We start from the raw sequence: 22,316 nt of genomic DNA, 5'->3' as shown, positions 1-22,316 counted from the left end.
GGCCCCGGCCGGTGCGCCGCTGCGCCCCGGCCGCGTCACTCGGCCGCGGCGGTTCCGAGTCGGGCGCCGGCGCCGGACCCCGGTGCCCTTCGTTGTGGTTGTACCGAATGCCGGATTCCCTGGGGAGGTAACCGAACAGGACGCTTATAAACCTGTTTACCTAACCCCGAGTGACTATCTACCGAATTATTGCACTCCACCCACCTGCACCCGAGATCGCACCGACCACGGACCGTCACCACCACCAAAGTCTCACAAAGGCGACGAACGGCCATTTATAGATGGCCAGAAAACGTCAGATGGAGATCATTTTATGAAGGGTCGGTTTCCTTTTTCACGTGTCGCGCAACATTGTCGACGGGAGCGCCCGGTGATCGAGGCGCGAGGACGCCTGCGACACATCGGAGATCTGGTATGGACGACTTCTCACCGGCACCCGCACCCTCGGCGAGCACGGGACGCGGGCGCCGCCCGTCCGCCACCGCCCGGCGGCTGCGGATCGCGGGGGCGCTGTCGGCCGCGGCCCTGGTCGCCGCCCCGGCGACCGCCGTCCCGGCCGCCGCGGACCCGGCCGGCGGCCACCCCGCCGACGCCTACTCCGTCGACACCTACTCGGTCGACGGCGCTTCGGCCGACGGCACTTCGGCAGACGGCCACTCGGCCGACGGTTACCTGGACGACGCGGCGTCCATGGTCTCCGCGCCGCCGAACTGGTGCGCCGAACGGGGCCCGCTGGCCGCCCGGAAGATCCCGGACGTCATCGACATCGCCGAGTGCGACCTGCGCGGACGCACGGTGACCGGTGCGGGCGGGCTCACCGCGACGGTGCCCCGCGACGGCACCTCGGTGGCCGCCCACTCGATCTTCACCGACGGCGTCGCCGAACTGCGGATCGAGGTCGACGACCGGACGCGGGAGATCATCATCAGCACCCGCAGCGTGCGGTCCCCGAAGGGCCGGCCGAGCGGGGCCCAGGCCTCGGTCGGGGCCCAGGCCCCGGGCGGCGCGTGCGGGGACGGCCGGTACCGGTCCCAGCCGAGCAAGTGGCCGAAGGGCGCGACCGTCGAGTGGCGGTACCACGCGGGCGGCACCGGACGGCCGAGCAGCACCGTCGCCGCGGGCGTGTCCAACATGTTCGACGCGCGCACCGACTGCCGCAGCGACGGGCAGTTCAACCCGCTGCCGAACGTGTACGAGAGGTACGCCGGGCAGACCTCGCGGCCCCCGAACCTCACGAACGCCTCGGCCTGCGGACGGCGGGACGGCACCAACACCTTCGGCTGGCTCGCGATGGGCGGAGCCGAGGGCAACGTCCTCGCCGCGACCTGCTCGTGGTTCGTCGGGCCGACCACGGTCGAGACCGACATGGCCCTGCAGTCGCGGGGCCATGACTGGTGGTCCGGTTCGGGCACCTGCCCGAGCGGCGCGTTCGCCACGGAGGCCGTCGTGACGCACGAGGCCGGGCACGTCCTCGGGCTGTCGCACGTCAGGGGCGGCCGCTCGGACCTCACGATGGCACCGAGCATCGGCCCGTGCGACGACGGACCGTCCACGCTCGGCACGGGCGACTACGACGGCTTGATCGCCCTCTACGGCACCCGCTGACCGGACCGGACGCCCCGGGGCCCGTGCCCCGGGGCCGCGCGGAGACGGACGGGCCGGTCCTAGGACGCGCGGCGCGCGACGACGATCAGGCGGCGGGCGTCCGACCCCTTCGGGTGGCACGTGATCAGCGTGACGTACGCGCCGTCCGGCGGACTCCACGGACGGTACGGGACGGGTTCGAGGGCGGAGCGGTCGTCGGGCATCGTGACGCGCTTGTCCTGCACCCGGTAGACGTGGGTCCTGCCGCCCGCCCGCAGCTCGACCGCGTCGCCGCGCTTCAGCTTGTCGAGGTCGAGGAACGGGTGCAGGTGCGTGGTGCGGTGCCCGAGCAGGACGGTGTTGCCCTGTTCCCCGGGGCGCGCGGTGCCCGGATAGTGCCCGACGCCGTGCTGCAGCACCTGCTCCTCCACCCCTGCGAACACCTTCGCCTTCACCGAGATCCGGTCGATGGCGAGGCTCGCGATCCGCTCGCCGGGCCGGGGACGGTCCGCGCCCGTCCGGCCCTCGGCCCCGGCGGCCGCCCCGGCGGGCGTCCCGCCGGGCGCCCCGGCCGGGGCGGCCGCCGGACCGGCGCGTTCCGCGCGTCCGGGATCGAGTTCCAGCACCGACGTCACCGACGACACGGCCGCGACCGGGTCGGCGAGCGGTCCGGGCGCGGCGGGCGCCGCGGCCGCCCGCGCGCCGGGGGCGCCGAGCACGGAAACGGCGAGGGCGGCCGCCATCGGGACGGCCGCGGGGTTGAACCTGCGCAAGGGCATGTCGCCTCGTTCCTCTCACTACCGGACGCTCACACGGCACAGACACACGGCACGGTCACACGGCACGGTCACACGGCACGGAGGGGACGGCACGTCTGCCGTCCCCTCCGAGCGATCGATCGATCGGTCCGACCCGCGAACGCTGCGGCGTGACCTGGCCGCCCGACGCCCCGCGGTGGCGTCCGGTCGCCCGGTCCGCCGCCGCACCGGCCGCGGATCGTCAGTACCGGGCCGGTCCCGGACCGGACGGCGCGGAGCCGCACCGCACCGTCCCGTCCGTTCCGGACCCGGTCACTCCGGTCTCGCTCAGCGCATCGCCGGCGAGGTGAACTCGACGGGCGTCCGGTCCAGCGGCAGCAGCTCGACCGGCTGCGCCCCGACGGTCTCGGTGACCGGCGCGGTCCGCTTCAGCGACCGCACGAGGCCCCGCACGGTCTCGCCCACGCGGGCGCGCTTGGACGGGGCCGCGGCGCGCTGGTTCGCGGCGGGCTTCGCGACGGGCTCGGCGACCCGCCCGACGGCGCCCTTGGCGACGGACTGCAGGGTCGAGGTCACGTCACCGGTGACCTGCTCCGGCCCGGGCGCGGTGCGGGCGCTGCCCTTGCGCAGGGTCGACGGCAGCTTGTGGTCGCCGCCGTCCCCGACGGACGCGCCGCCCTTGCAGGCCGCCTCGGCCACGCCGAGGACCGCGACGGCGTTGCCGCACACGTTCACGGGCACCGAGATCGGCGCGAACACCTGGTTGCCGCCCAGGATCGAGAAGTTCCCCGACGTCTTCATGTCGGGCTTGCCGCCCGACCGCTCGACCTTGGCGCCGCCCTTGCACTTGGCCTGGGACAGGCCGAGGACCGCGACGGCGTTGCCGCACACGTTCACGGGCACCGAGATCGGCGCGTACACCTGGTTGCCGCCGAGGATGGAGAAGTTCCCGGCCGTCTTCATGTCGCCGCCGCGGCCGTGGCCGCCGTGGCCGTACCCGCGGTCCCAGCGGTCGGTGGAGGACGCGGAGCGGTAGCCGTCGTCCTCGTGGTGGCCGCCCTCGCGCAGGGTCGGCGGCAGCTTGTGGTGGCCGCCCTTGTGGCCGTTCTCGACCTTCGCGCCGCCCTTGCAGTACGCCTGCGACAGGCCGAGGACCGCGACGGCGTTGCCGCACACGTTGACCGGGATGCTGATCGGCGCCTTCACCTGGTTGCCGCCGCCGATGGAGAAGTTCCCGGACGTCTTCATGTCGCCGCCGCGCTTGCCGTGCCGCCCGTTCTCGACCTTCGCGCCGCCCTTGGAGGCGGCCTGCGAGGCGCCCAGGACCGAGACGGCGTTGCCGCTGACGTCGACCGGGATCGAGATCGGCAGGTAGACCTGGTTGCCGCCCAGGATGGAGAAGTTCCCGGCCGTCCGCATGTCGGCGTTGGCGACGGCCCCGGCGGAACCGAAGCTCGCGCCGACGGCGACGGCGCCCGCGGCGACGAGCGCGGCGCGGCTGGTGTGCTTGGCCCACTTGCGCATTTGTTGCTCCTGTCTTTTCGGCGATTCGATGAATCGGTGGATCGGCTGCACGACATCTTCCGGATGTGCGCAGCGCGCAACGGCCGGACGAGGCCGATGCTCATTCGGAATTGCGATCCTCGCCCGGCCCCGGCGAACGGGGCGTCATGAGGAAAGCAGTGAGGCAGGTGATTTCCGGGGCGGCGCGGGATCGGCCGCCGGTGCCTCGCGGCGGGGACGCGCGATCGCGCGCGGCCGCCGGGAGCGGGGGAACCGCTAGTCGGGGACGACGGCCGGACGGCCCGGCGCGGCGATGTCGCTCAGGGACGTGCGGCGGAAGGCGCGCAGGTCCATGGCGAGGGGCGCGGCCGGGTCGACCGCGGTCGCCAGATCGGCGAACGGTGCGAAGGGGTGCCCGCCGGAGCCGGACCCGCTCCGCGGGTTCTCCTGGCTCGGGAGGACGGGCGGCGCGTCGAGCGGACCGTGCCCGCCGCGGCACGTGGCGCACCCGGACGGTTCGGTCAGGTCGGCCGCGTCGAAGGCACCCGCGAACGGCGCCGGGACGACCTTGCCCTCGGCCACGTGCACGGGCTTCGCGGTGAACCCCGGCTCTTCGGACGTTCCCGGCCGGTCGGGCGCCGCGGCGTCCTGCCGCGTCCCGGCCGCGGGCGCGTCGCCCTCCGGCCGGGCGGGCGAGACGGTGCCGGTCACCTGCCGGACGAGCGTCCCGAGGGTCTCGCCCTCGGAGCCCGAATCGCGGTACCGCTCGGACCGGACGCCGGCGGCGTCCCCGAGCGCGCGGACGGCGGCGTCCCCGTCGCGGGCGACGTCGCGCCCGCGTTCCCGCAGGTACTCGACCGGACGCTCGCGCACCTCGTGCACGTCGCCGGCGACGACGTCGGCGGTCTCCCGAGGCGACCAGTCGCGCTGCAGCTTGAAGTGCCGCAGCGTGGCCAGGCCCGGCTCGTTCCACCCGTTCGACCCGGCCCCGCCCCGCTCGGCGGCCGGCCCGGCCGGCCCGGCGAGGTCGGCCGGTCCGGCGAGGTCGGCCGGTCCGGCGAGGTCGCGCGGGGTCCCGCTCCGGGACGTCCCGTCGTCGGCCGTCGCCGCGTGGTTCAGCGCCGCCAGGGCGATCCAGCCCGCGAGCGCGAACCCGGCGACCGCGAGCAGCCGGGCCACCGAACGCGCGAGGCGGGCACGCCGACCGCGGAGGCCGTGGGCCTCGCGCTGGATCGGTGCCGCGTTCACGTCCGATATCTCCTTGCCCGCGTCGCCCGGCCCGTTCGGCGCCGGTTCCCTGTCGGTCGAGATCGACCGTAGCACTTTCGCGGCGCGATCACGGTGCTATTTCAATTCCGATCACGCGTGTCCCGGCAAATTCCCCGGAACCGCGTCCACCTTTTCCCGCACGCCCCCATCGACGGCCCGACCACACCATTCCTCCGTCATTAGTCCGATTCTGGGGGATATGTCGCCACCCGCTCCCGGGAACACGGACGCGGCCCGCCATCGGAGCCCGATCCCTGCTTCCCGACCGCCGCGGACGGCGATGCCGACGCGCCGGGGTCACGGGGCGCGTCGGCATCGCGGGGCGAGATCGCCGGGTGAGGCGGTGGACGGTGCGTCAGGTGCGGAGCGCGTCCGGTCCGGGGACCCCGCCCGGACGGCGGAGCGGGGTGCGGCCGCGCGGGGCGGTGCGGATGATGTGGCCGGAGATCCGGCGCGCGGCGAACGCCGAGCCGTGGACGAAGCGCATGACCGGGCCGAACGTGGCGGCGGCGGCGAGCCCCGCGAAGTAGAGGCCGGGCATGGACGACTCGAAGTCGCGGGACAGGACGGGCGAGCCGAGGCGGGTGGACACGCGGGCGCGGACGTCGGACGAGAGCAGGGTGAGGCGCGCGAGGTCGGGGACGTAGCCGGTCGCGGCGATGACGTGCTCGGCCTCGACGACGTCGCGGCGGCCGTGCCGGTCGGTGGTGGTGACGGCGATGCCGTCGCCCGACTCGATGGCCTTCTGCAGGTGGACGCCGGTGGTGATGCGGACCCGCTCGTCGCAGCGGTCGCGCAGCCACCAGGCGCCGGCCGGCGGGAGGGTCTCGCGGACGAGCCGCTGCCGGGTGGACTCGGGCAGGTGGCGGACGAGTCCGGGGCGTTCGGCCCACAGCCACGTGCGGTAGCCGGTGCCGAGGCCGGAGCGGGGGCCGCCGCGGGCCCTCTCGAGCAGGGGGCGGTGCTCGCTCGGGCGCGGGTTCCAGTCGAGGCGGACGCGGCGGGCCAGGACGTGCGGGCGGGCGCCGATGTCGGCGAGCAGCACGGCGGTCTCGAGGGCGGACTGCCCGGAGCCGACGACGGCGACGTCCTTGTCGCGGAACAGCCCGAGGTCACTGTGGTGGCTGGCGTGCGAGACGAGCCAGGACGGCATGCCGGCGATCGCGTCGGGGACGTGCGCGAACGGCCCGACGCCGACGGCGACGACGACCGCCCGGGCGGGGATCTCCTCGCCGTCGGCGAGCGTGACGACGAAGCCGGGGCCGCCGCGTTCGATGTTCACGACCTCCCCGGGGGTCGTGCCGGGCGCGCACACGGACGCGAACCAGCGGCCGTAGGCGACGAACGTCTCCAGGGGGATGGGCTGGCCGAGGCGCCATCCGGGATTGCGGTCGGTGAAGCCCATGCCCGGCTGCGGCGCGCCGAGGCTGGAGGCGAAGGGCTCGGACTTCAGGTACATGCCGGGCGGCATGCCGACGTCCCAGAACTGCATCGGCGTGCCGATGACGCGGACGTCCAGGCCGATGTTCTGCAAATGCGCGGCGGTCGACAGCCCGTAGGGCCCGGCGCCGACGATGACGACGTCGATGGCCGAGTCGCTCATGTGGTTCCCCCGTGTCGGTCGTTATGTGTTCAGGATCGGGACGGACGGTCCCGGCGCGCGTCGCGGAGGCGTTCGGCCGCGCGCAGCGCGCTCTGCCGGCCCATCGCGAGGAAGGGCCGCAGGTCGTCGCCCGCATACCAGGCGAGTTCGTCGGCGGCGCGCAGCGGGCGGAGGGCCCCCGTGCGCGGCGCGTGCCGGAGGTAGTGGTTCTCGACCAGCAGGTTGCGTCCGATCGCGGGGTCGGCGGGCGGGACGGCGCGGCCGGACTGGTCGAGGTGCAGGACGCGGGCCAGGTCGAGGCCGCGGGCGTCGGTGAACAGCCGGAACTGCGCGCCGATGCGCGGGTTGAAGTCGAGGAGGTGGTGCTCGCCGGTGGCGGGGTCGCGGCGGAAGTCGAGGTCGACGAGGCCGCGGCAGCCGAGCAGGCCGACGATGCGGACGGCGAGGTCGTGCAGGGCGGGCTCGTCGACCCATTCGCCGGCGACGGTGTGCCCGGCCTGCGGCGGGTGCGCGAGGTGCTTGCGGCCGACGCCGCCGTAGAGGCAACGGCGGGCGGAGTCGAAGTACCCCTGGAAGAACCAGTCGCCGCCGTCGGGCGGGACGCGGCGCTGCAGGACGAGCGGGCCCGCGTCGTGTCCGGACGCGGCGAACAGCCGGTGGACCTCGGCGCGGTCGTGGACGAGCGTGGTGCTGCGGAGCCCGCGCGGGAGCAGCCAGGGCCGCGCCCATTTGGCGATGAGCGGCAGCCCGAGGACCTTGGCGGCGTCGTCGACGTCGCCGGGCGTCGCGGGGATGCGGGCCTGCGGGGCGGTGAGGCCGTGCTCCTCGCAGGCGGCGAGGAGGCGGGCCTTGTCGGCGACGCGGCGGGGGACGTCCGGGTCCTGCGGGGGGACGACGAAGCGGGGGGCGAGCGCGTCGGCGTACTCGGCGGCGAAGATCGCGCCGGCGTCGTCCATCGGGAGGAGCAGCGCGGGGCCGTCCGGGATGCGTTCGCCGATCATGCGGAGGTGGCCGAGCAGCGCGGCCGGGCGCTGGGCGGGGGGCGCCCACGGGTGGCCGCGGTGCAGGTAGCGGGAGCGGGCCACCGGGGTGCGGTCGCTCTCCAGGATGGCGTGGACCCGGACGCCCGCGCGTCCGAGGGAGCGGATCGCGCCGAGCGTGCCGTGGTGGAAGTGGTTGTGGTCGGTGCGCAGCAGCAGGACCGGCAGGCCGGGGTCGAGTTCCGGCGCGGCGCCGCGTGCGTCGCCGTTCAACGGGCTTCCAGCGGGTCGGGGCGCACGGAGTTATTCCTTATCACTGGGTAAATTTTTCCATCGGACGCTTTGCGGTTTGTTCGGGTCACGCCCGGCCGGGCATAAGGATACGCATGCGAGCAACGGATATCCATTCTCGGCGTTCCCGTAAACGACCTATACCGTTGTGCCCGCTGTACGTGGCGCTAACCACGACCGCGGCGCTCATCGCACTCAACTTGCCGCCCTTGGCGCCTTTTCCGGCACTCCCGACATTTCTGCGGGCACGGTCATCGGTGACGACGGAGAAATACGTTCCGCTGGGGGCGTTCCTCGGTTCCGGGGAGGAGGGCGTCCGGCGGATCCCGCACTTCGCCGACTGGCTCGGCTCGGCGGTGACCGTCGGCCACACCTACCTGCCGGGCGACAGCTGGGAGGCCATCGAGGGCCCGGCCGGGATCATCGAGCCGTGGGCGCGGTGGACGAACGCGGACCCGCGCCGCATGCTGGTGCTCAACGTGCCGATGATGGCGCGCAACGAGCAGTGGATCCCGTACCCGATCATGTCGCTGCTGCTGCTGCGGGGGGCGGCGGGCGCATTCGACCGGCACTACCGGACGCTCGCGGAGCGGCTCGTCCGCGCGGGCGCGCAGGACGCGGTCCTCGTCCTCGGCTGGGAGATGAACGGCAACAGCTACACCGGCCAGTGCGCGCCGAACCCCGGCGCGTGGCGGGCCTACTGGCGGCGCATCGTGGAAACGATGCGGGCCGTTCCGGACGCGGAGTTCCGGTTCGATTTCACTCCGACGCGCGGCCGGGACGCGATCGCGTGGACGAACTGCTATCCGGGTGACGACGTCGTGGACATCATCGGTTCCGACGCCTACGACCAGCCGCACGGGGCGACGTTCGACGAATACGTGAACGAACCGTACGGGTTGCGGGATCATGCGGAGTTCGCGGCGTCGCGCGGAAAGCCGATCTCGTTCCCCGAATGGGGCCTGTTCCGCAATTCCGACAATCCCGAGTACATCCACGGAATGCACCAATGGATCAGGGCGCACGACGTCGTCTACCAGACGATCACCGACTACTGCCCGCACGGCGTCTGGAGCTGCCGCGAGAACCCGCGCTCGTCGCACGCCTACCGGGACCTGTTCGGCGGCGTGCCCGCGCCCCCGAGCCCGAGCCCGCCGGCGTCCCCGGGCGCCCCGGCGTCCCCGGCCGCGCCGCGCCCGTCCGGTTCCGCGACGCCCCGCGTGACCTCGGCCAGCGAGTCGAGCGTGCCGGTCAGGTCGTAGTCCGCCGCGACCTCCGCCGCCTCCCGTCCCTCCTTCTCGGCGATGCCGGGGACGAGCAGCCGCGTCGCGAGCTCGGCGGCGAGCGGCGCGGGCTCGTCCGGCGGCACCAGCGCACCGGTCCCGTCCCGGATGATCTCGGTGATGCCGGGGACGCGGGAGCCGACGATCGGGCGTCCGGTGGCCATCGCTTCCAGCGCGGTCAGCGGCAGGCCTTCCCAGCGGGACGGCAGCGCGACGACGTCGGCCGCCGCGAACCAGTCGCGCGGGTCCGCCACCGCCGGGACGAACCGGACGCCGCGCGCACCGGCCCCGCGCAGGCGGTCGAGGTCCTCGCCGTCCCCGACGATCGCGAGCCGGGCGTCCGGGCAGCGCGCCAGGACGTCCGGCCACGCCGCGACCAGCACGTCCTGGCCCTTCTGCCGCGTCAGCCGCCCGACGCACACGGCGAGCGGTACGGCCGCGGGCACCCCGAGCCGGGCCCGCGCGGCCGTCCGGTCGGCGGGCGTCGCGAGCGTGAACCGGCGCCGGTCGACGCCGTTGCGGACGAGCCGGTACGCGCCCCGCACCCCCGCCTGCACGCCCTCCCCCAACTCGCCCGCGCCGACGCACACCAGCGCGTCCGCGCGGCGCGCGGCGAGCCGCTCCCACGCGAGGCTGAGGGCGCGCTGCCGTCCGGTCGCGGCGAGCCAGGACCAGCCGTGCGGCTGGAAGATCACCGCCGTCCGGTGCGGCGCCCGCAGCAGCCGCCCGGCGAGGCCCGCCTTGGACGAGTGCAGGTGGACGACGTCGGGCCGGAACGCGGCGACGAGCCGCCGCAGCGCCAGAGCCTCGCCCGCCGCGCCCGGTCCGGGCGCCCGTCCGGCCTCCCAGCGGAGCCACGGGACTCCGGCCGCCGCGCACCGCGCGGGCAGGTCGCCGCCCGCCGGGCACGTGACCGCCACGTCCCACCCGCGCCGCCGCTGGTCCTCGGCGACGGCGCCGACGTAGACGGCCACCCCGCCCTCCCCCGGCTGGCTCACGTGCAGCACCCGCACCCCGCCGCCCCCGCGCCCGGCGTCAGTCATGGGCCCGCACCCGGCGATCGGTGCCGCGCCCGGTCAGACCGCCGCACGCGGTACGGGCGGTGCGGGCGGGCTTCGGTCCGTGGTCAGTCATGGGGCCGGGCTTCCGGGTGGCGGCGGGCGGCGAGGGCGGAGCGGGCGCGGACCAGGGCCGCGTACGCGGGGGCGGCGGCGCCGCGGCCGAGGACGAGGCGCTCGTTGCGCACGGGGCGGGGGCGCCACTTGAACTTGTAGGGTTCCGCGCCGCGCAGCAGGCTGAGGCCGCGGCCGCCGGCGACGGCGAGGTCCTCGCGGAGCAGCATGAGGCCGACGTCGACGTGGTCGCGCAGGTCGGGGACGGCGCCGTAGAGGTAGGCGCCCGCGAAGCGGTGGCCGGTGAGGACGAGGTCGGCGGCGACGAGGCGGCCGTCCCGGTGGTACCGCAGGACGGTCGCGCGGCCGTCGCGGGCGAGGCCGTGCGCGGCCTCGGCGAGGTGGCGGCGGAACCGGTCGCGGGTGTGCTCGGGGTTGACCGGGCGACCCCGCCACTGCCGGACGTGCAGGTCGAGCAGCTCGCGGACGGCGTCCGCGACGCCGTCGGGCGGGACCTCGCGGACGGTGATGCCGCACCGGTCGATGCGGCGGAGCCGGGCGCGGGTCTTCCCGGCGGCGCGGCCGGGCAGGCGGGCGATGAGGCCGGCCACGTCGGCGTCGGGGAGTTCGAGGCAGATCGAGGACGGTGCCCGCCAGGTGCCGCCGGGCCAGTGCCGGGCGAGCCGGTGGGCGGCGGCGCCGGGCGGGACCTCGGGCAGGTCGAGCACGGACCAGCCGGGGTCGGCGCGCAGGGCGCGGGCGAGCCGCGGGGCGGCGCCGTCGGCGTGCGCGGGGTCGAGCAGGATGTCGGTGACGTCGCTGTGCGGCGCCGCGAGCGGGACGAGCACCGGCAGCCCGGCGCGGCGGACGAGCATGAGCGGGGCGGCGGCGACGAGGCGGCCGCCCCGCCGCACGGTGGCGAGGCGCAGCCGTCCGGGCGTCCCGTACCCGTCCCACCAGGGCCGGAGCCATTCGCAGGTCTGGAACGGGGTCGCGGCCGGGCAGCGGGTGTAGAGGTCGCGCAGGTCGGCGGCCAGCGCGGTGAGCGCGGCGCCGTCGCGGCGGACCTCGGCCGTCCAGCCGGACGCGTCGTGCGGTTCGCGGGCGCGCGGCACGGCGGCGGCCGCGCGGAGCAGCCGGACCGGGCCGGGCACCGGCATCAGCGGACCTCCACGGGTTCGGCGGCGGGCGCGGGGGCGGCGGGCGGGCGGTGCCGGGCGCGCGGGGTGCCGGGCCGGCCCCGGCGGCCGGCGCGCCCGTTCAGGACGGCGGCGCTGAGCCCGGCCAGGAGCATCCCGGACGCGGTCCCGACGGCGAGGTTCAGCGGCGGGTTCGGCGACGCGGGCGCGCCCGGCGGCTGCGCGACGCCCATCAGCGCGACGCGCACGCCGGTGTCGGCGCTGTGCGACCTGCCGTACCGGACGAGCGCGTCGGCGGCGGCGTTCGCGAACCCGGCGGCGTCCCGCGCGGACTCGGCGCGTCCGGTCAGCTTGATCAGCGGGGTGTCGGGCGAGGTGGACGCCTGGACGTGCTCGTGCAGCGCGCCGGGCGGCGCCTTCGGGAGCGGGCGCCCGGACCAGGCGAGGGTCTCCGGGAGCGGGGCGAGCCGCCCGTAGGCCTGCGCGAAGCCGGCGGCGGTGCCGCCCGCCGGCTGCTCGCCGTCCTCGACGACCAGGACGAACGCGGTCGCGGTGTAGCTCGGCGTGGCGAACAGCGTGTAGGCGAAGCCGCCCAGCAGGCCGATCAGCCCGAACGCGACGGGCACCGCGTACCGTCGCAGCAGTACGGCGGTGCGGCGCCGGGCGCCGCGGACGAGCGCCGCCGGCGTGCCGGTGCGGCGCCCCGCCTGCTGCACAGAATCACGCTTCGACATGACATGCCCCCTATTAGGTCGATACGACTTCCCGGGTGGTCGGCGCCCGGCCGGCGCCGCCGGCCGGTCCGCCCGCGTACAGCCGGGCGAGCCGGGCCGCCTGCTCCGCGACGGCGTGGCGGGCGACGGCGGGGGGCACCGCCGCGCGCACCCGCGCACCGGAGGGGAGGAGGCCCGCGATCCGCTCGCTCCAGCGGTCGGCGCCGTCGACGGGCGGCAACCGCCACGCGCCCGGGGCCTCGCCGGGAGGCAGATCGTCCAGCGCCGGGCAGGCCGTGTACAGGACGGGCAGTCCGGCGGCGAGGCCCTCGAGGACACCGAGCCCGAACGTCTCCTGGACGGACGGGGCCGCGAGGACGTCCATCGCCGCGAGGGCACCCGGGACGTCGGCCGTCGCGCCCGCGAGCACCACCCGGCCCGCGACGCCGCGGGCCGCGGCGAGGCGTTCGAGCGCGTACCGCTGCGGGCCGTCCCCGACGATCAGCAGCCGGGCGGCGTCGAGCGCGGGGCGCGCGAGGGCGTCGACGAGCAGGTCGAAGCGCTTGGTGCACACGAGCCGCCCGACCGCGCCCACGACGGGTTCGTCCGGTGCGATGCCGAGCGCGGCGCGGGTCGAGGCCCGGCGGGCGGGATCGAACGCGAACGCGGGGGCGTCGACGGCGTTGGGGACGACCTCGACCCGTGCCGGTGCGACGCCCCAGGCGTGCAGGCGGTGTGCGACGGTCGGGGACACCGCGATGGTCAGCGACCCGAGCCGTTCGGTCGCGAGGTAAAGGGCACGGACGCCGCGCGTGGTCGGGCGTCCCTCGATCTGCCCGTCGCCCAGGGAGTGCTCGGTGGCGATGACGCGCGGCGCGGGCCGTCCGGGGCCGGTCCCGGCGAGGCGCGCGGCCAGGCGCCCGTACACGCACGCCCGGTACAGGTGGGTGTGGACGACGTCGAACCGTCCGCGGCGGATCAGCCGGGCGAGCCGGGGCAGCGCCCCCAGGTCGCGGTTGCCGCGCATGCCGAGTTCGTGGACCGGCACGCCGGTCGCCGCGATCTCCGCGCCGACCGTCCCGGCCCGCGTCAGCGACACGACCTCGCACGTCACCGCCGGGTGCCCGGCGTCCGGCCGGTGCAGGTGCGGCAGCAGGAGCGCGAGCTGCCGCTCCGCGCCGCCGTGCTCCAGCCCCGTGATGACGTGCAGGACGCGGGTCACACCCGGCTCCGCCGGCGCAGCTCGTGCCGGATCACCTTCGCGCGCAGCCGCAGCGCGCCGTCCGCCTCGCCGACGTAGGTGCGCGGCAGCGCGTGCCGGGACGCGTCGGCGGGCTCGATGTGGCACGCGTAGCCGTAGCCGGCGGCGCGCACCGCCTCGGCCTCCCGCTCGCCCCCGCGCCCGTAGGGGTAGGCGAACCCGTTCACCGGACGGTCGAGGATCTCCTCGAGGGCCGCCTTGCTCTCGGCCAGCTCGACGCGCAGGGTGTCGTCGTCGGCGTCGGGCAGCGGGACGTGCAGGCGGCCGTGCGAGCCGACCTCGACGCCCGCGCCCGCGACCGTGCGGAGCTGCTCGGCGGTCATGAGCGACTTGCGCGGGCCGTGCCCGTCCGGCCCGTCGGCGTCCCACGCGTTGTGCTCGCCGATCCGGCCGGACACGGCGAACACCGTCGCGCCGAACCCGTACCGCAGCAGGACCGGGACGGCCCGGGTCGCGAAGTCGGCGTAGCCGTCGTCGAACGTCAGCCCGACCAGGCCGCGCGCCCGCCCGGCGCCGTGCGCGTACAGCAGCTCCTGCATGCCGACGCCGCGCAGCCCGCGCGCGCGCAGCCAGGCCAGTTGCCGCTCGAATCGGCGCGGGGACACCGTGATCAGGTGCGGGTCATGCTCGCGGCGGTCGATCGAGTGGTACATCAGTACCAGCGGCGCCCGGCGGGCCCTCCCCGTCTCCGGTGGCTGTGCCGGGCCCGTCAGATGGACCGGTTCGGTCGGCTGTGTCACTGGTCTCCCCCGAGTCGAAGCGGCCGCGGCGGGCGAGCCGCGGCCGGATGGTGGATCGCGCGCCCGCCCGCGCGCCCGCCCGCCGGGACGGGCGGCCGCCCGGCCGCCCGAGCCGCCGCGGGCGGGCGGCGAGCCAGGGCGCGGCGAGGTCCCGGCCGGCGAGGCCGAGCAGCAGCGCGAACGCCGCGACCGTCACGAGGCCGCCGGCGGCGAGGACGGCCGCCGCGGGCGCGTCCGGTGCGAGCGCGTTCGCGGCGAGCCGGCCGGCCGCGCACGCCCCGGCGGAGGCGAGCAGCAGCCGTCCGGTGTCGGCGGCGATGCCGCCCAGCGCGACCGGCGCGACCCGCAGCCGCAGCCCGCCCAGCAGCAGGAGGGCGGCGAGCGTGATCCCGGCGGCGTTCGCGGCGGCCAGCGCGACCGCCCCGGCGGACGCGGCGAACGCCGCGCCGATCGCGGCGGTCGCGCACAGCCCGACGGCGAGGACCCCGGCCGGGCTCCACACCGGACGGCCGCGCGCGAAGAACGCGCGGGCGCAGAGGCCCACGGCCATCTGCCCCCACAGGCCCAGCGCGTACACCCGCATGATCGCAGCGGTGTCGCGGGTGTCGCCGGCGGCGAACTCGCCGTGCTCGAACAGCACCTCGACCACCGCCGGCGCGAACGCGACGAGGAACGCCGTCGCGCACAGCACCATCGCGCCCGCCGCCGCGAGGTCCTGCCGGATGCGGCGCGCGACGCCGCGCAGGTCGCCGTCCGCCGAGGCGCGGGCGAGCCGCGGGAACGTCACCGTGACGATCAGCAGCGACATGATCATCGGCACCTGGGCGACCTTCTGCGCGTAGTTCAGGTGCGAGATCGACCCGGCCGCCAGGCCGGAGCCGATGAACCGCTCCACGAACACCTGCGCCTGCCGCGTCACCGTGTACACCACGACGGGCGCGACGGCGGCGAGGCCGAGCCGCAGCTCGTCCGGTCCCGGCGGCCGGGACGGCGGCGCGTCCCGCAGGCACCGGACGAACGCGGGCGCCTGCACCGCCACCATGAGCACGCTGCCGGCCGCGACGCCGACCGCGGCGCTCGTCACGCCCACGGTCCCCGACAGGCCCGCGATCAGCGCGAGGATCCCCACGTTGTAGGCGGCGTAGATCGCGGCGGGCGGCCCGAACCGGTGGTGCGCCCGCAGCGTCGCGCTCATGAACCCGGCGATGCCGAACGTCACCACGGTGATCGCCGTGAGCCGGACGCACAGGACCGCGGGCCCGTGCCCCGGCAGGCCGGGCGCGAGCAGCCCGACGACGGCCGGGGCCGCGAGCGCGAGCGTCGCGGTGACGACGGCCAGGACCGCGACCATGCGCGGCAGGGTCCGGCCGACGAACCCGCGCAGCCCGTCCCCCCGGGCGAGCAGCCGGGTCACGACCGGCACCATCAGCAGCGCCATCGCGTCCTCGATGAGCAGCGGCGACACCGTCTCCGGGATCGTCCAGGCGACGAGGAACGCGTCGGTGCCCTGGCTCGCGCCGAACCGGTGCGCCATCACGAGGTCGCGCAGGAAGCCCAGGCCGGTGCCGGCGGCGACCAGCACCCCCGACAGTGCCGCCGCGCGCCCGACCGACCCGCCTACCCCGCCCCCGCCCTTCCCGGACGTCCCGGACGTCCGGGAAGGGCGGGCGCCGGGCCGCTTCGTCCCGCTCGCGGTCGCGGTCATGGCGCCGCCTGGAGTTCGTGGACGCGGAAGCCGTGCCGGTCGACGCGGGCGGGGGCGGGGCGGCGGAGGGCGAAGGCGCGGGTCGCGGCGACGCCGAGGAGGGTCGCGGTGAGCACGGTGGTGGGGCCGCCGAGGTCCGAGTACAGGAAGTTGACCAGCAGGAACGCGGTGCAGCCGGTGGCGGCGAGCCACAGCGGGTCGCGCGGGCGGCGGCGCCGCCACAGGCCGCGGACGATCGCCGCGAGCATCGCCGCGAACCCCGCGAGGCCGACGACGCCCTGCTCGGCGAGGACCAGCAGGTACTGGTTGTGCGGGGACAGCAGCGGCTGCCGCAGGTAGCCGTTGACCGGGTCGTGGGTCTCGCTGCCCGACGACAGCTCGATCCCCGCGTAGGTGTCGCGGTACTCCGCGAAGTTCTTCACCCCGACGCCGGTGAGCGGATCGTCCCGCCACATCCCCTGCGCGGCGGCCCACAGGTGGTAGCGGTCGTTCACCGACCGGTCGGGATCGGCGACGGACCCCACCATCGACCGCGCGCGCGCCGTCACGGCGGACGTGTAGCCGCCCGCGAACACCCCGCCCAGCAGGACGAGCGCGGCGCCGCACGCCAGCGTCCGGGCCGCGACCCGGCGGTCGAACAGCACGAGCATCAGCACGGCCGCCGCGCCGAGCGCCAGCCACGTCCCCCGGCTGAGCGCGAGGACGAGCGCCGCGCCCAGCACGGCGAGCCCGGCGAGCGCGGCCGGGAGGATCCAGGGCGCGCGCCGCGCCCCCGCGAGCGTGAACGCCGCCAGCACCAGGAACGCGAACGCGGCGACGACCGACATCGCCATGACGTCGACCGCGCCGAACGTCCCGACGGCGCGCACGTTGGCGCCGTCGATCGACGCGCCGTTGCCCGTCGCCGCCTGCCAGATCCCGTACGCGGCCTCCGCCAGGCCGAGGCCGAGCACGGCCCCGCAGACGATGCCGAGGTCGGCGCGGTCCCGGCACACCAGCACGACCGCGAGCGGCACCAGCACGAAGATCTGCAGGTCGCGCAGGAACCCGGGGACGCTCGCCGCGATGTCGGACGAGCAGACGGTGCTGATCCCGAGCCCCGCGACGAGCGGGCCGAACGCGACGAGCGCCGCGCGCGGCAGCCGCGTCCGGCCGAGCAGCACCAGGACGGCGGCGGTCGCCACCAGCGCGACGCTCGCGACGTCCCCGGCGGTGACCTGCACGCCGGGCCCGAACGTCCGGCCGGCCGACGGGACGCCCACGCAGGCGACGGTGGCCGCCGCGATCCAGCTCGGGCGCCTCCACCACGCCGCGGTCATCCGGAGTCCCTCCCGAGGACGGCCCGGACGGTCAGCAGCAGGATCTTGAGGTCGGCGCCGAACGACCAGTGGTCGATGTAGTGGTTGTCCAGGCGCGCGCGCAGTTCGATGCTGGTGTCGCCCCGGAAGCCGTGCACCTGCGCCCATCCGGTCATGCCGACGGGGACGCGGTGCCGGAGCATGTAGCCGGGGCAGGTGCGGGAGAACTGCTCGACGAAATGGGGACGTTCGGGGCGCGGGCCGACGAGGCTCATGTCGCCGCGCACCACGTTCCACAGCTGCGGCAGCTCGTCCATGGAGGTGTTGCGCAGGAACCGGCCGACCGGGCCCATGCGGCTGTCGCCGCGCACGGTCCAGCGGGTGTCGGCCTCGCGCTCGTCCGCGGGCTTCAGGGTGCGGAACTTCAGCAGGACGAACTCCTCGCCGCCGAGCCCGATCCGCCGCTGCCGGAACAGCACGCCCGGCCCGCCCTCCAGCCGCACCGCGACCGCGCACGCGGCGAGCAGCGGCGCCGCCGTGACCAGCAGGACGGACGCGACGGCGACGTCCAGCAGCCGCTTGGCGAACCGCTGCGCGGGCTCGCGCAGCCGCCAGTCCACCCGCGCGCACGGCAGTCCCGCGAGGTACTCGCGGCGGCCGGGCGCCACCGGGACGACCGCCGCCGGGGGCTGCACGAGCAGCGTCTCGCAGGCGAGGCCGAACGAGCAGCGCAGCACGGCGCCGAGCCGCTCGGGCGCGACGTCCTCCGCGACGACGATCAGCGTGCCGACCCCGTGCTCCTCGACGAGCGTCGGCACGTCGGTGATGTCGCCGAGGACGGGCAGCACCGGTTCGTCCGCCTCGTCCGCCTCGCCCGCCCCGGCGGCCCCGCGCCCCGCGGCGACCTGCCCGACCGGTGCGAGCCCGAACTCGCCGCGCGTCCGCAGCAGCTCGACCAGGTGCCCGGACGTGCCGCCGACGCCGACGACCAGGGCGGGACGGGACCGGGAGCGGCGGCACCGGTAGGTGCGGGCCGCGCCGTTCACCAGCGCGCGGGACGCGACCGGGACGGCCGCGGCCAGCGCGAGGAGCCACAGCCAGGCGAGCGGGCGGGCGGCGAGGAGCAGCGCCGCGACCGTCCCCACCAGCAGCACCCGGACGAGCACCGCCCGCAGGTCGGCCAGCAGCGACGGGCCGCGCCGCGACCGGTACAGCCCGCCGGTCGCGTTCAGCCCGACGATCGCGGCGGCCGCGGCGGCGGGCAGCCCGCCGCCCGGCCGTCCGGCCTGCGCGGCCGACACCGCGGCGGCCATCGCCCAGCCGTCGGCGGCGGCGAGGCAGGCGGGGAAGAGCGCGGGCAGCAGGCGCGGCCCCGGCGTGCGGCGCCGGTACGGGACGAGCGGCATCCCGGGGGCGAGCGCGGCGGCGCTCCCGCCCGCGGCGAGATCCGCGCCGGCGGCGTCGTCGATGGAGGGACTGAGTCCCTGGGCACTCATGTGGCGCGTCCCTTCATGCGGAAGACTCGGCACGCCGGAGCCTCACCGGACGATCCGGCGGGCCCGGTTCCGACTGGCACGGGCGCGCGTCCCCTCCGCCGCTGACGAGGACGTTCGCGCAGGTGGCCACGGTCAGCTTCGCAGGGCGGAGCGGCGCGGTCAGCTCCCTTTAACAAGGCACTCCCCACTCTTGAGCAGAAGATCGATTACCGCCCTGACCTGCGCAAATACTGACAATTCACGACTGTTCGCAGATGTTCACCTGAAACGCCGGGGCGGCTTCGGGAAATACCTAACGACGCTCGAACTCGCGCGGGAGAATCGTCGTCACAGCTGATCGGATTCGATCCCCCTGACAAGAGGAGAACGGTGCGCGGCAAGAAGGCCCTGGCCATGGCGCTGGTCCTCGGACTGGCGACGGCGTGCGGCGGCGGGGGCGGCGAGGTCACCCCCAAGAAGACCGAGGCCGCCCAGCCCGAAGTGACGATCGCCCCGGCGAACGGCAGCGCGCGCGCACGGCCCGACCAGGGCGTCGTCGTCAAGGCGTCCGGCGGGACGCTCGGCGCGGTCGCCGTCACGCTGAAGGGGGAGCCGGTGCCGGGCTCGCTGTCCGCCGACAAGACCGCGTGGCGGTCGTCCTGGACGCTCCAGCCCGGCGGCGCCTACCAGGTGCAGGCGACCGCGACCTCACCGGAGGGGAAGACGACCACCGCCACCAGCGCCTTCCGCACCACCACCGCCGTCGCCGCCACCCGGATCAACAACGTCGTGCCGAGCGCCGGGGAGACCGTCGGCACCGGAATGCCGATCTTCATCCAGTTCAACAAGGACGTTCCCGAGCAGGCCAGGCCGCTGATCGAGAAGAGCGTCGAGCTGTCCTCCACCAAGCCGACCACCGGCTCGTGGCGCTGGCTCGACAAGGGCCACTCGTTCAACGGGCTCCCGTCCCTGGTGTTCCGCCCGAAGAAGCCGTGGGCGCCGCACCAGGAGGTGTCCGTCACCGTCCACTACGCGGGCCTGAAGATCGGCGACGACGTGTTCGGCGCCAAGGACGTCACCCGCCGGTTCAAGATCGGCGACTCGCACGTGGTGAACATCGACGCGAAGACGCACCGGCTCGTCGTGAAGAAGAACGGGAAGACCGTCCGCAGCTGGGGCGTCAGCCTCGGCTCGGGCGGCGACGTGTGGGCGGACGGGGTCGACCACCTGCTCACCACCAGCGGCGTCCACCTCACCATGGACCGCAGCCGGATGGAGCGGATGCGCCCGCCCGGCAAGAAGCCCGGCGACCCCGGCTGGTACGACGAGCAGGTCCCGTGGGCGACCCGCATCTCCAACAGCGGCGAGTACATCCACCAGAACATGGACGACCCGTCCTGCCTCGGCAACCGCAACTGCAGCCACGGCTGCGTGCGGTCCCCCGCCGCCGACGCCAGGTGGTTCTACGACTGGTCGTACCGCGGCGACATCGTCAACATCACCGGCACCGCCCGCAAGCTCGACTGGTGGAACGGCTGGGGCTACTGGGAGGTCCCGTTCGAGAAGTGGTCGAACACCACCGACCGCGAGCCGGTCACCACGACCCCCCTCAAGTCCTGACGTCCGCCCCGCCACGCGACCCGCCGGCCGGGTCCGGGGTCAGCGGAGCGGGTCGAAGGGGGCCAGTTCGGCCGGGGCGCGGCCCGTCGCGACGGTCTCCGCCAGCAGCCGGCCGGTGGCCGGGCCGAGCGTGATGCCCCACATGCCGTGCCCGCCGCCGACGAACACGCGCGGCGAACGGGTCGCGCCGATCAGCGGCAGCCCGTCCCGGGTGCACGGGCGGGAGCCGACCCACTCGTCGCGCCGGTCGTCCAAGTCCGCGCCCCGCAGCATCGGGCGCGCCGCCTCGACGATCGCCCGGATCCGCCGGGGGTCCAGCGCCGCGTCCGGACGGCGGAACTCCATCATCCCGGCGAGGCGCAGCCGGTCGCCGAGCGGCGTGCAGGCCACCCGCTGCGCCGGAAGGTACACCGGGCCGGACGGGACGCTCTCCACCGGCACGCTGAAGCTGTAGCCGCGCCCGGCCTGCACGACCGCCCGGACACCGAACCGGCGCGCGAGGTCGCCGAGCCGCACGCCGCTCGCGACCACGACGGCGTCGAACCGCTCGGTACCGACGGCGACGCCGTCCGGGCCGTCGCGCAGCCCGCCGACGTCCGTCCCGGTCCGGATCTCGCCGCCGCGCGCCCGCACCGCGCCGGCGAGGGCGCGCACGAACCGTCCGGGGTCGACGAACCGCTGGCCGCGCAGCAGGATCGCCGCGCCGACGCGCTCCGACAGCAGCGGCGCCAGCGCGCGCGCCTCGGTGCCGTCGAGCGCCTCGCACTCGACGTCCTGCCCCGCCGCGGCGATGTGCTCGATCTCCTCCAGCAGGACGCGGCGCTCGGCGGCCGTCCGGTACGCGGCGACGAACGGGGCGGCGTCCCGCGTCTCCGCCGCGACCCCGCCCTCGACGAGCGCGTCGAAGCTCGGCAGCGCGAGCCCGTTGATCGGCACCAGCGCCTCCATCGCGCGCCGCCAGCGGGCCGCGGTGCTGTTGCGGGCGAACCCGGCGAGGAACCGCAGCAGCCGCGGGCTCGCGCTCGGCGGCACGTAGACCGGCGACGACGGGCTCAGCACCGCGCGCACCCCGGACGCGAGGACGGCCGGTTCCGGCAGCGGCGTCGCGAGTCCCGGCGTCAGCCAGCCCGCGTTCCCCCACGACGCGCCCGCGGCGACGTCCCGCCGCTCGAGCACGGTGACGTCGACGCCGCGTTCCTGCAGGAACCAGGCGGTGGACAGGCCGACCATGCCGGCGCCGACGACGGCGACACGGCGCGGAGCGCCCGAAACGACACGGCGCGGAGCGCCCCACGCGTCCATGGTTCCTCCCTGACCGATCTTCCACCTCCGATGCCGGTGCGACCCGCTGCTCCCGGACGGTCAGGACCCGCCGGAGCGACGGCCCCGCGCGTAGTGCCGTCCGGCCTTCGCCCGGTTCCCGCACCGGCGCATCGAGCACCACTGCCGGTTGCGCGCCGGGGAGCGGTCGACGAACCGCAGGGCGCAGCCGTCCGCGGCGCACACCCGCAGCCGGCCCGCCTCCGGGCCGGCCGCCAGCTCGATCGCGTCCACCGCCAGCCGGGCGAGCGCGGTGGCGACGGCGGGCCCGGACGGGACGATCGCCGGCGCGCCCGCGTCGTCCACCGTGAGCCGCGGCGCGAGCGGCACCGCGCCCGCCGCCTCGTTGACCACCCCGACCTCCGGTCCGGGCAGCGGCCGTCCCTCCGCCGCCGCGAGCACCACCGCGTCGATCGCGTCCCGGAGCCGCCGCGCCGCGTCCAGGTCGCCGGAATCCGCGGACTCGACGCCCGGGAAGCCCGCGCGGGCCAGCCAGCCCGCCAGCTCGCCGGGCGTGCGCAGGGTCTCGCGACCGCCCCGGACGCGGTCGCGCACGGTGTTCAGCAGATCGACGCTGCACCGGCCGCCGTCCCACACCCAGCCCTCGCCCATAACCGCATTATAGGGTTAGACTCCGCTCTAACCGTCTTAGGAGGTTAGAC

At 75.9% G+C, this 22,316-nt stretch carries 17 protein-coding genes and 1 pseudogene; 3 read left to right on the top strand and 15 right to left on the bottom strand.

Annotated elements, in window-relative coordinates:
- The first annotated feature begins 414 nt into the window (after positions 1-414).
- The gene (locus F7P10_RS23785) at positions 415-1,605 is read left to right on the top strand and encodes a matrixin family metalloprotease (RefSeq protein WP_151012368.1); all 1,191 of its coding nucleotides are present in this window, start codon (positions 415-417) and stop codon (positions 1,603-1,605) included.
- A 59-nt stretch (positions 1,606-1,664) separates the two neighbouring features.
- Here the strand turns inward: F7P10_RS23785 and F7P10_RS23780 are convergent, their stop codons facing one another.
- The 5 genes from F7P10_RS23780 to F7P10_RS23760 form a co-directional block, all read right to left on the bottom strand.
- On the bottom strand, positions 1,665-2,363 hold the full coding sequence (locus tag F7P10_RS23780; RefSeq protein WP_151012366.1) for a class E sortase: 699 nt from the start codon (positions 2,361-2,363) through the stop codon (positions 1,665-1,667).
- Positions 2,364-2,669: 306 nt separating this feature from the next.
- On the bottom strand, positions 2,670-3,866 hold the full coding sequence (locus F7P10_RS44585; RefSeq protein ID WP_151012364.1) for a chaplin: 1,197 nt from the start codon (positions 3,864-3,866) through the stop codon (positions 2,670-2,672).
- 255 nt (positions 3,867-4,121) lie between these two features.
- Entirely contained in the window at positions 4,122-5,093 is a 972-nt protein-coding gene (locus tag F7P10_RS23770) for a hypothetical protein (RefSeq protein ID WP_151012362.1), read from the bottom strand.
- 376 nt (positions 5,094-5,469) lie between these two features.
- Positions 5,470-6,717: an FAD-dependent oxidoreductase gene (locus F7P10_RS23765; RefSeq protein WP_151012360.1), complete on the bottom strand. Its 1,248-nt coding sequence runs from the start codon at positions 6,715-6,717 to the stop codon at positions 5,470-5,472.
- Positions 6,718-6,746: 29 nt separating this feature from the next.
- Positions 6,747-7,970 carry an ATP-grasp domain-containing protein gene (locus F7P10_RS23760; RefSeq protein WP_176611632.1) on the bottom strand — a complete coding sequence of 408 codons (1,224 nt, stop codon included), beginning with the start codon at positions 7,968-7,970 and terminating at the stop codon, positions 6,747-6,749.
- A gap of 275 nt (positions 7,971-8,245) precedes the next feature.
- Between F7P10_RS23760 and F7P10_RS44580 the strand changes: the two genes are divergently transcribed.
- Complete coding sequence (locus tag F7P10_RS44580) at positions 8,246-9,250, top strand: glycoside hydrolase family 26 protein (protein WP_254715981.1); 1,005 nt, start codon at positions 8,246-8,248, stop codon at positions 9,248-9,250.
- 107 nt (positions 9,251-9,357) lie between these two features.
- Here F7P10_RS44580 and F7P10_RS23750 read toward each other — a convergent pair.
- The 8 genes and pseudogenes from F7P10_RS23750 to F7P10_RS23715 form a co-directional block, all read right to left on the bottom strand.
- Positions 9,358-10,314: pseudogene (locus tag F7P10_RS23750) on the bottom strand (glycosyltransferase); the annotation flags it as partial.
- Positions 10,315-10,397: 83 nt separating this feature from the next.
- Positions 10,398-11,543, bottom strand: coding sequence for a GNAT family N-acetyltransferase (locus F7P10_RS23745; RefSeq protein WP_151012354.1), 1,146 nt, complete (start codon positions 11,541-11,543; stop codon positions 10,398-10,400).
- Positions 11,543-12,256: a Wzz/FepE/Etk N-terminal domain-containing protein gene (locus F7P10_RS23740; protein ID WP_151012352.1), complete on the bottom strand. Its 714-nt coding sequence runs from the start codon at positions 12,254-12,256 to the stop codon at positions 11,543-11,545. The genes F7P10_RS23745 and F7P10_RS23740 overlap by 1 nt, the downstream gene beginning before the upstream one ends.
- Before the next feature lie 13 nt (positions 12,257-12,269).
- The gene (locus F7P10_RS23735) at positions 12,270-13,457 is read right to left on the bottom strand and encodes a glycosyltransferase (protein WP_151012350.1); all 1,188 of its coding nucleotides are present in this window, start codon (positions 13,455-13,457) and stop codon (positions 12,270-12,272) included.
- Positions 13,454-14,149, bottom strand: coding sequence for a polysaccharide deacetylase family protein (locus F7P10_RS23730; RefSeq protein ID WP_151012348.1), 696 nt, complete (start codon positions 14,147-14,149; stop codon positions 13,454-13,456). The genes F7P10_RS23735 and F7P10_RS23730 overlap by 4 nt, the downstream gene beginning before the upstream one ends.
- Positions 14,118-15,941 carry a lipid II flippase MurJ gene (locus F7P10_RS23725; protein WP_151012346.1) on the bottom strand — a complete coding sequence of 608 codons (1,824 nt, stop codon included), beginning with the start codon at positions 15,939-15,941 and terminating at the stop codon, positions 14,118-14,120. Before F7P10_RS23725 ends, F7P10_RS23730 begins: the two co-directional genes overlap by 32 nt.
- A complete protein-coding gene (locus F7P10_RS23720) occupies positions 15,938-17,260 on the bottom strand; it encodes an O-antigen ligase (RefSeq protein ID WP_151012344.1) in 1,323 nt (440 codons plus the stop codon). The genes F7P10_RS23725 and F7P10_RS23720 overlap by 4 nt, the downstream gene beginning before the upstream one ends.
- Positions 17,257-18,735: a sugar transferase gene (locus tag F7P10_RS23715; RefSeq protein WP_151012342.1), complete on the bottom strand. Its 1,479-nt coding sequence runs from the start codon at positions 18,733-18,735 to the stop codon at positions 17,257-17,259. The genes F7P10_RS23720 and F7P10_RS23715 overlap by 4 nt, the downstream gene beginning before the upstream one ends.
- Positions 18,736-19,104: 369 nt before the next feature.
- Here F7P10_RS23715 and F7P10_RS23710 point away from each other — a divergent pair, with 369 nt between their 5' ends.
- The gene (locus F7P10_RS23710) at positions 19,105-20,334 is read left to right on the top strand and encodes an Ig-like domain-containing protein (RefSeq protein WP_254715980.1); all 1,230 of its coding nucleotides are present in this window, start codon (positions 19,105-19,107) and stop codon (positions 20,332-20,334) included.
- A 39-nt stretch (positions 20,335-20,373) separates the two neighbouring features.
- Here F7P10_RS23710 and F7P10_RS23705 read toward each other — a convergent pair whose 3' ends face one another.
- Complete coding sequence (locus F7P10_RS23705) at positions 20,374-21,636, bottom strand: FAD-binding oxidoreductase (protein ID WP_151012340.1); 1,263 nt, start codon at positions 21,634-21,636, stop codon at positions 20,374-20,376.
- A gap of 60 nt (positions 21,637-21,696) precedes the next feature.
- Complete coding sequence (locus F7P10_RS23700; RefSeq protein WP_151012338.1) at positions 21,697-22,266, bottom strand: ABATE domain-containing protein; 570 nt, start codon at positions 22,264-22,266, stop codon at positions 21,697-21,699.
- Positions 22,267-22,316 lie beyond the last annotated feature (50 nt).

Source organism: Actinomadura sp. WMMB 499 (genome assembly GCF_008824145.1).
Classification (GTDB): Bacteria; Actinomycetota; Actinomycetes; order Streptosporangiales; family Streptosporangiaceae; genus Spirillospora.
Note: the sequence above shows the minus strand (reverse complement) of the source record. Positions and strands in the feature narration are given on the sequence as shown.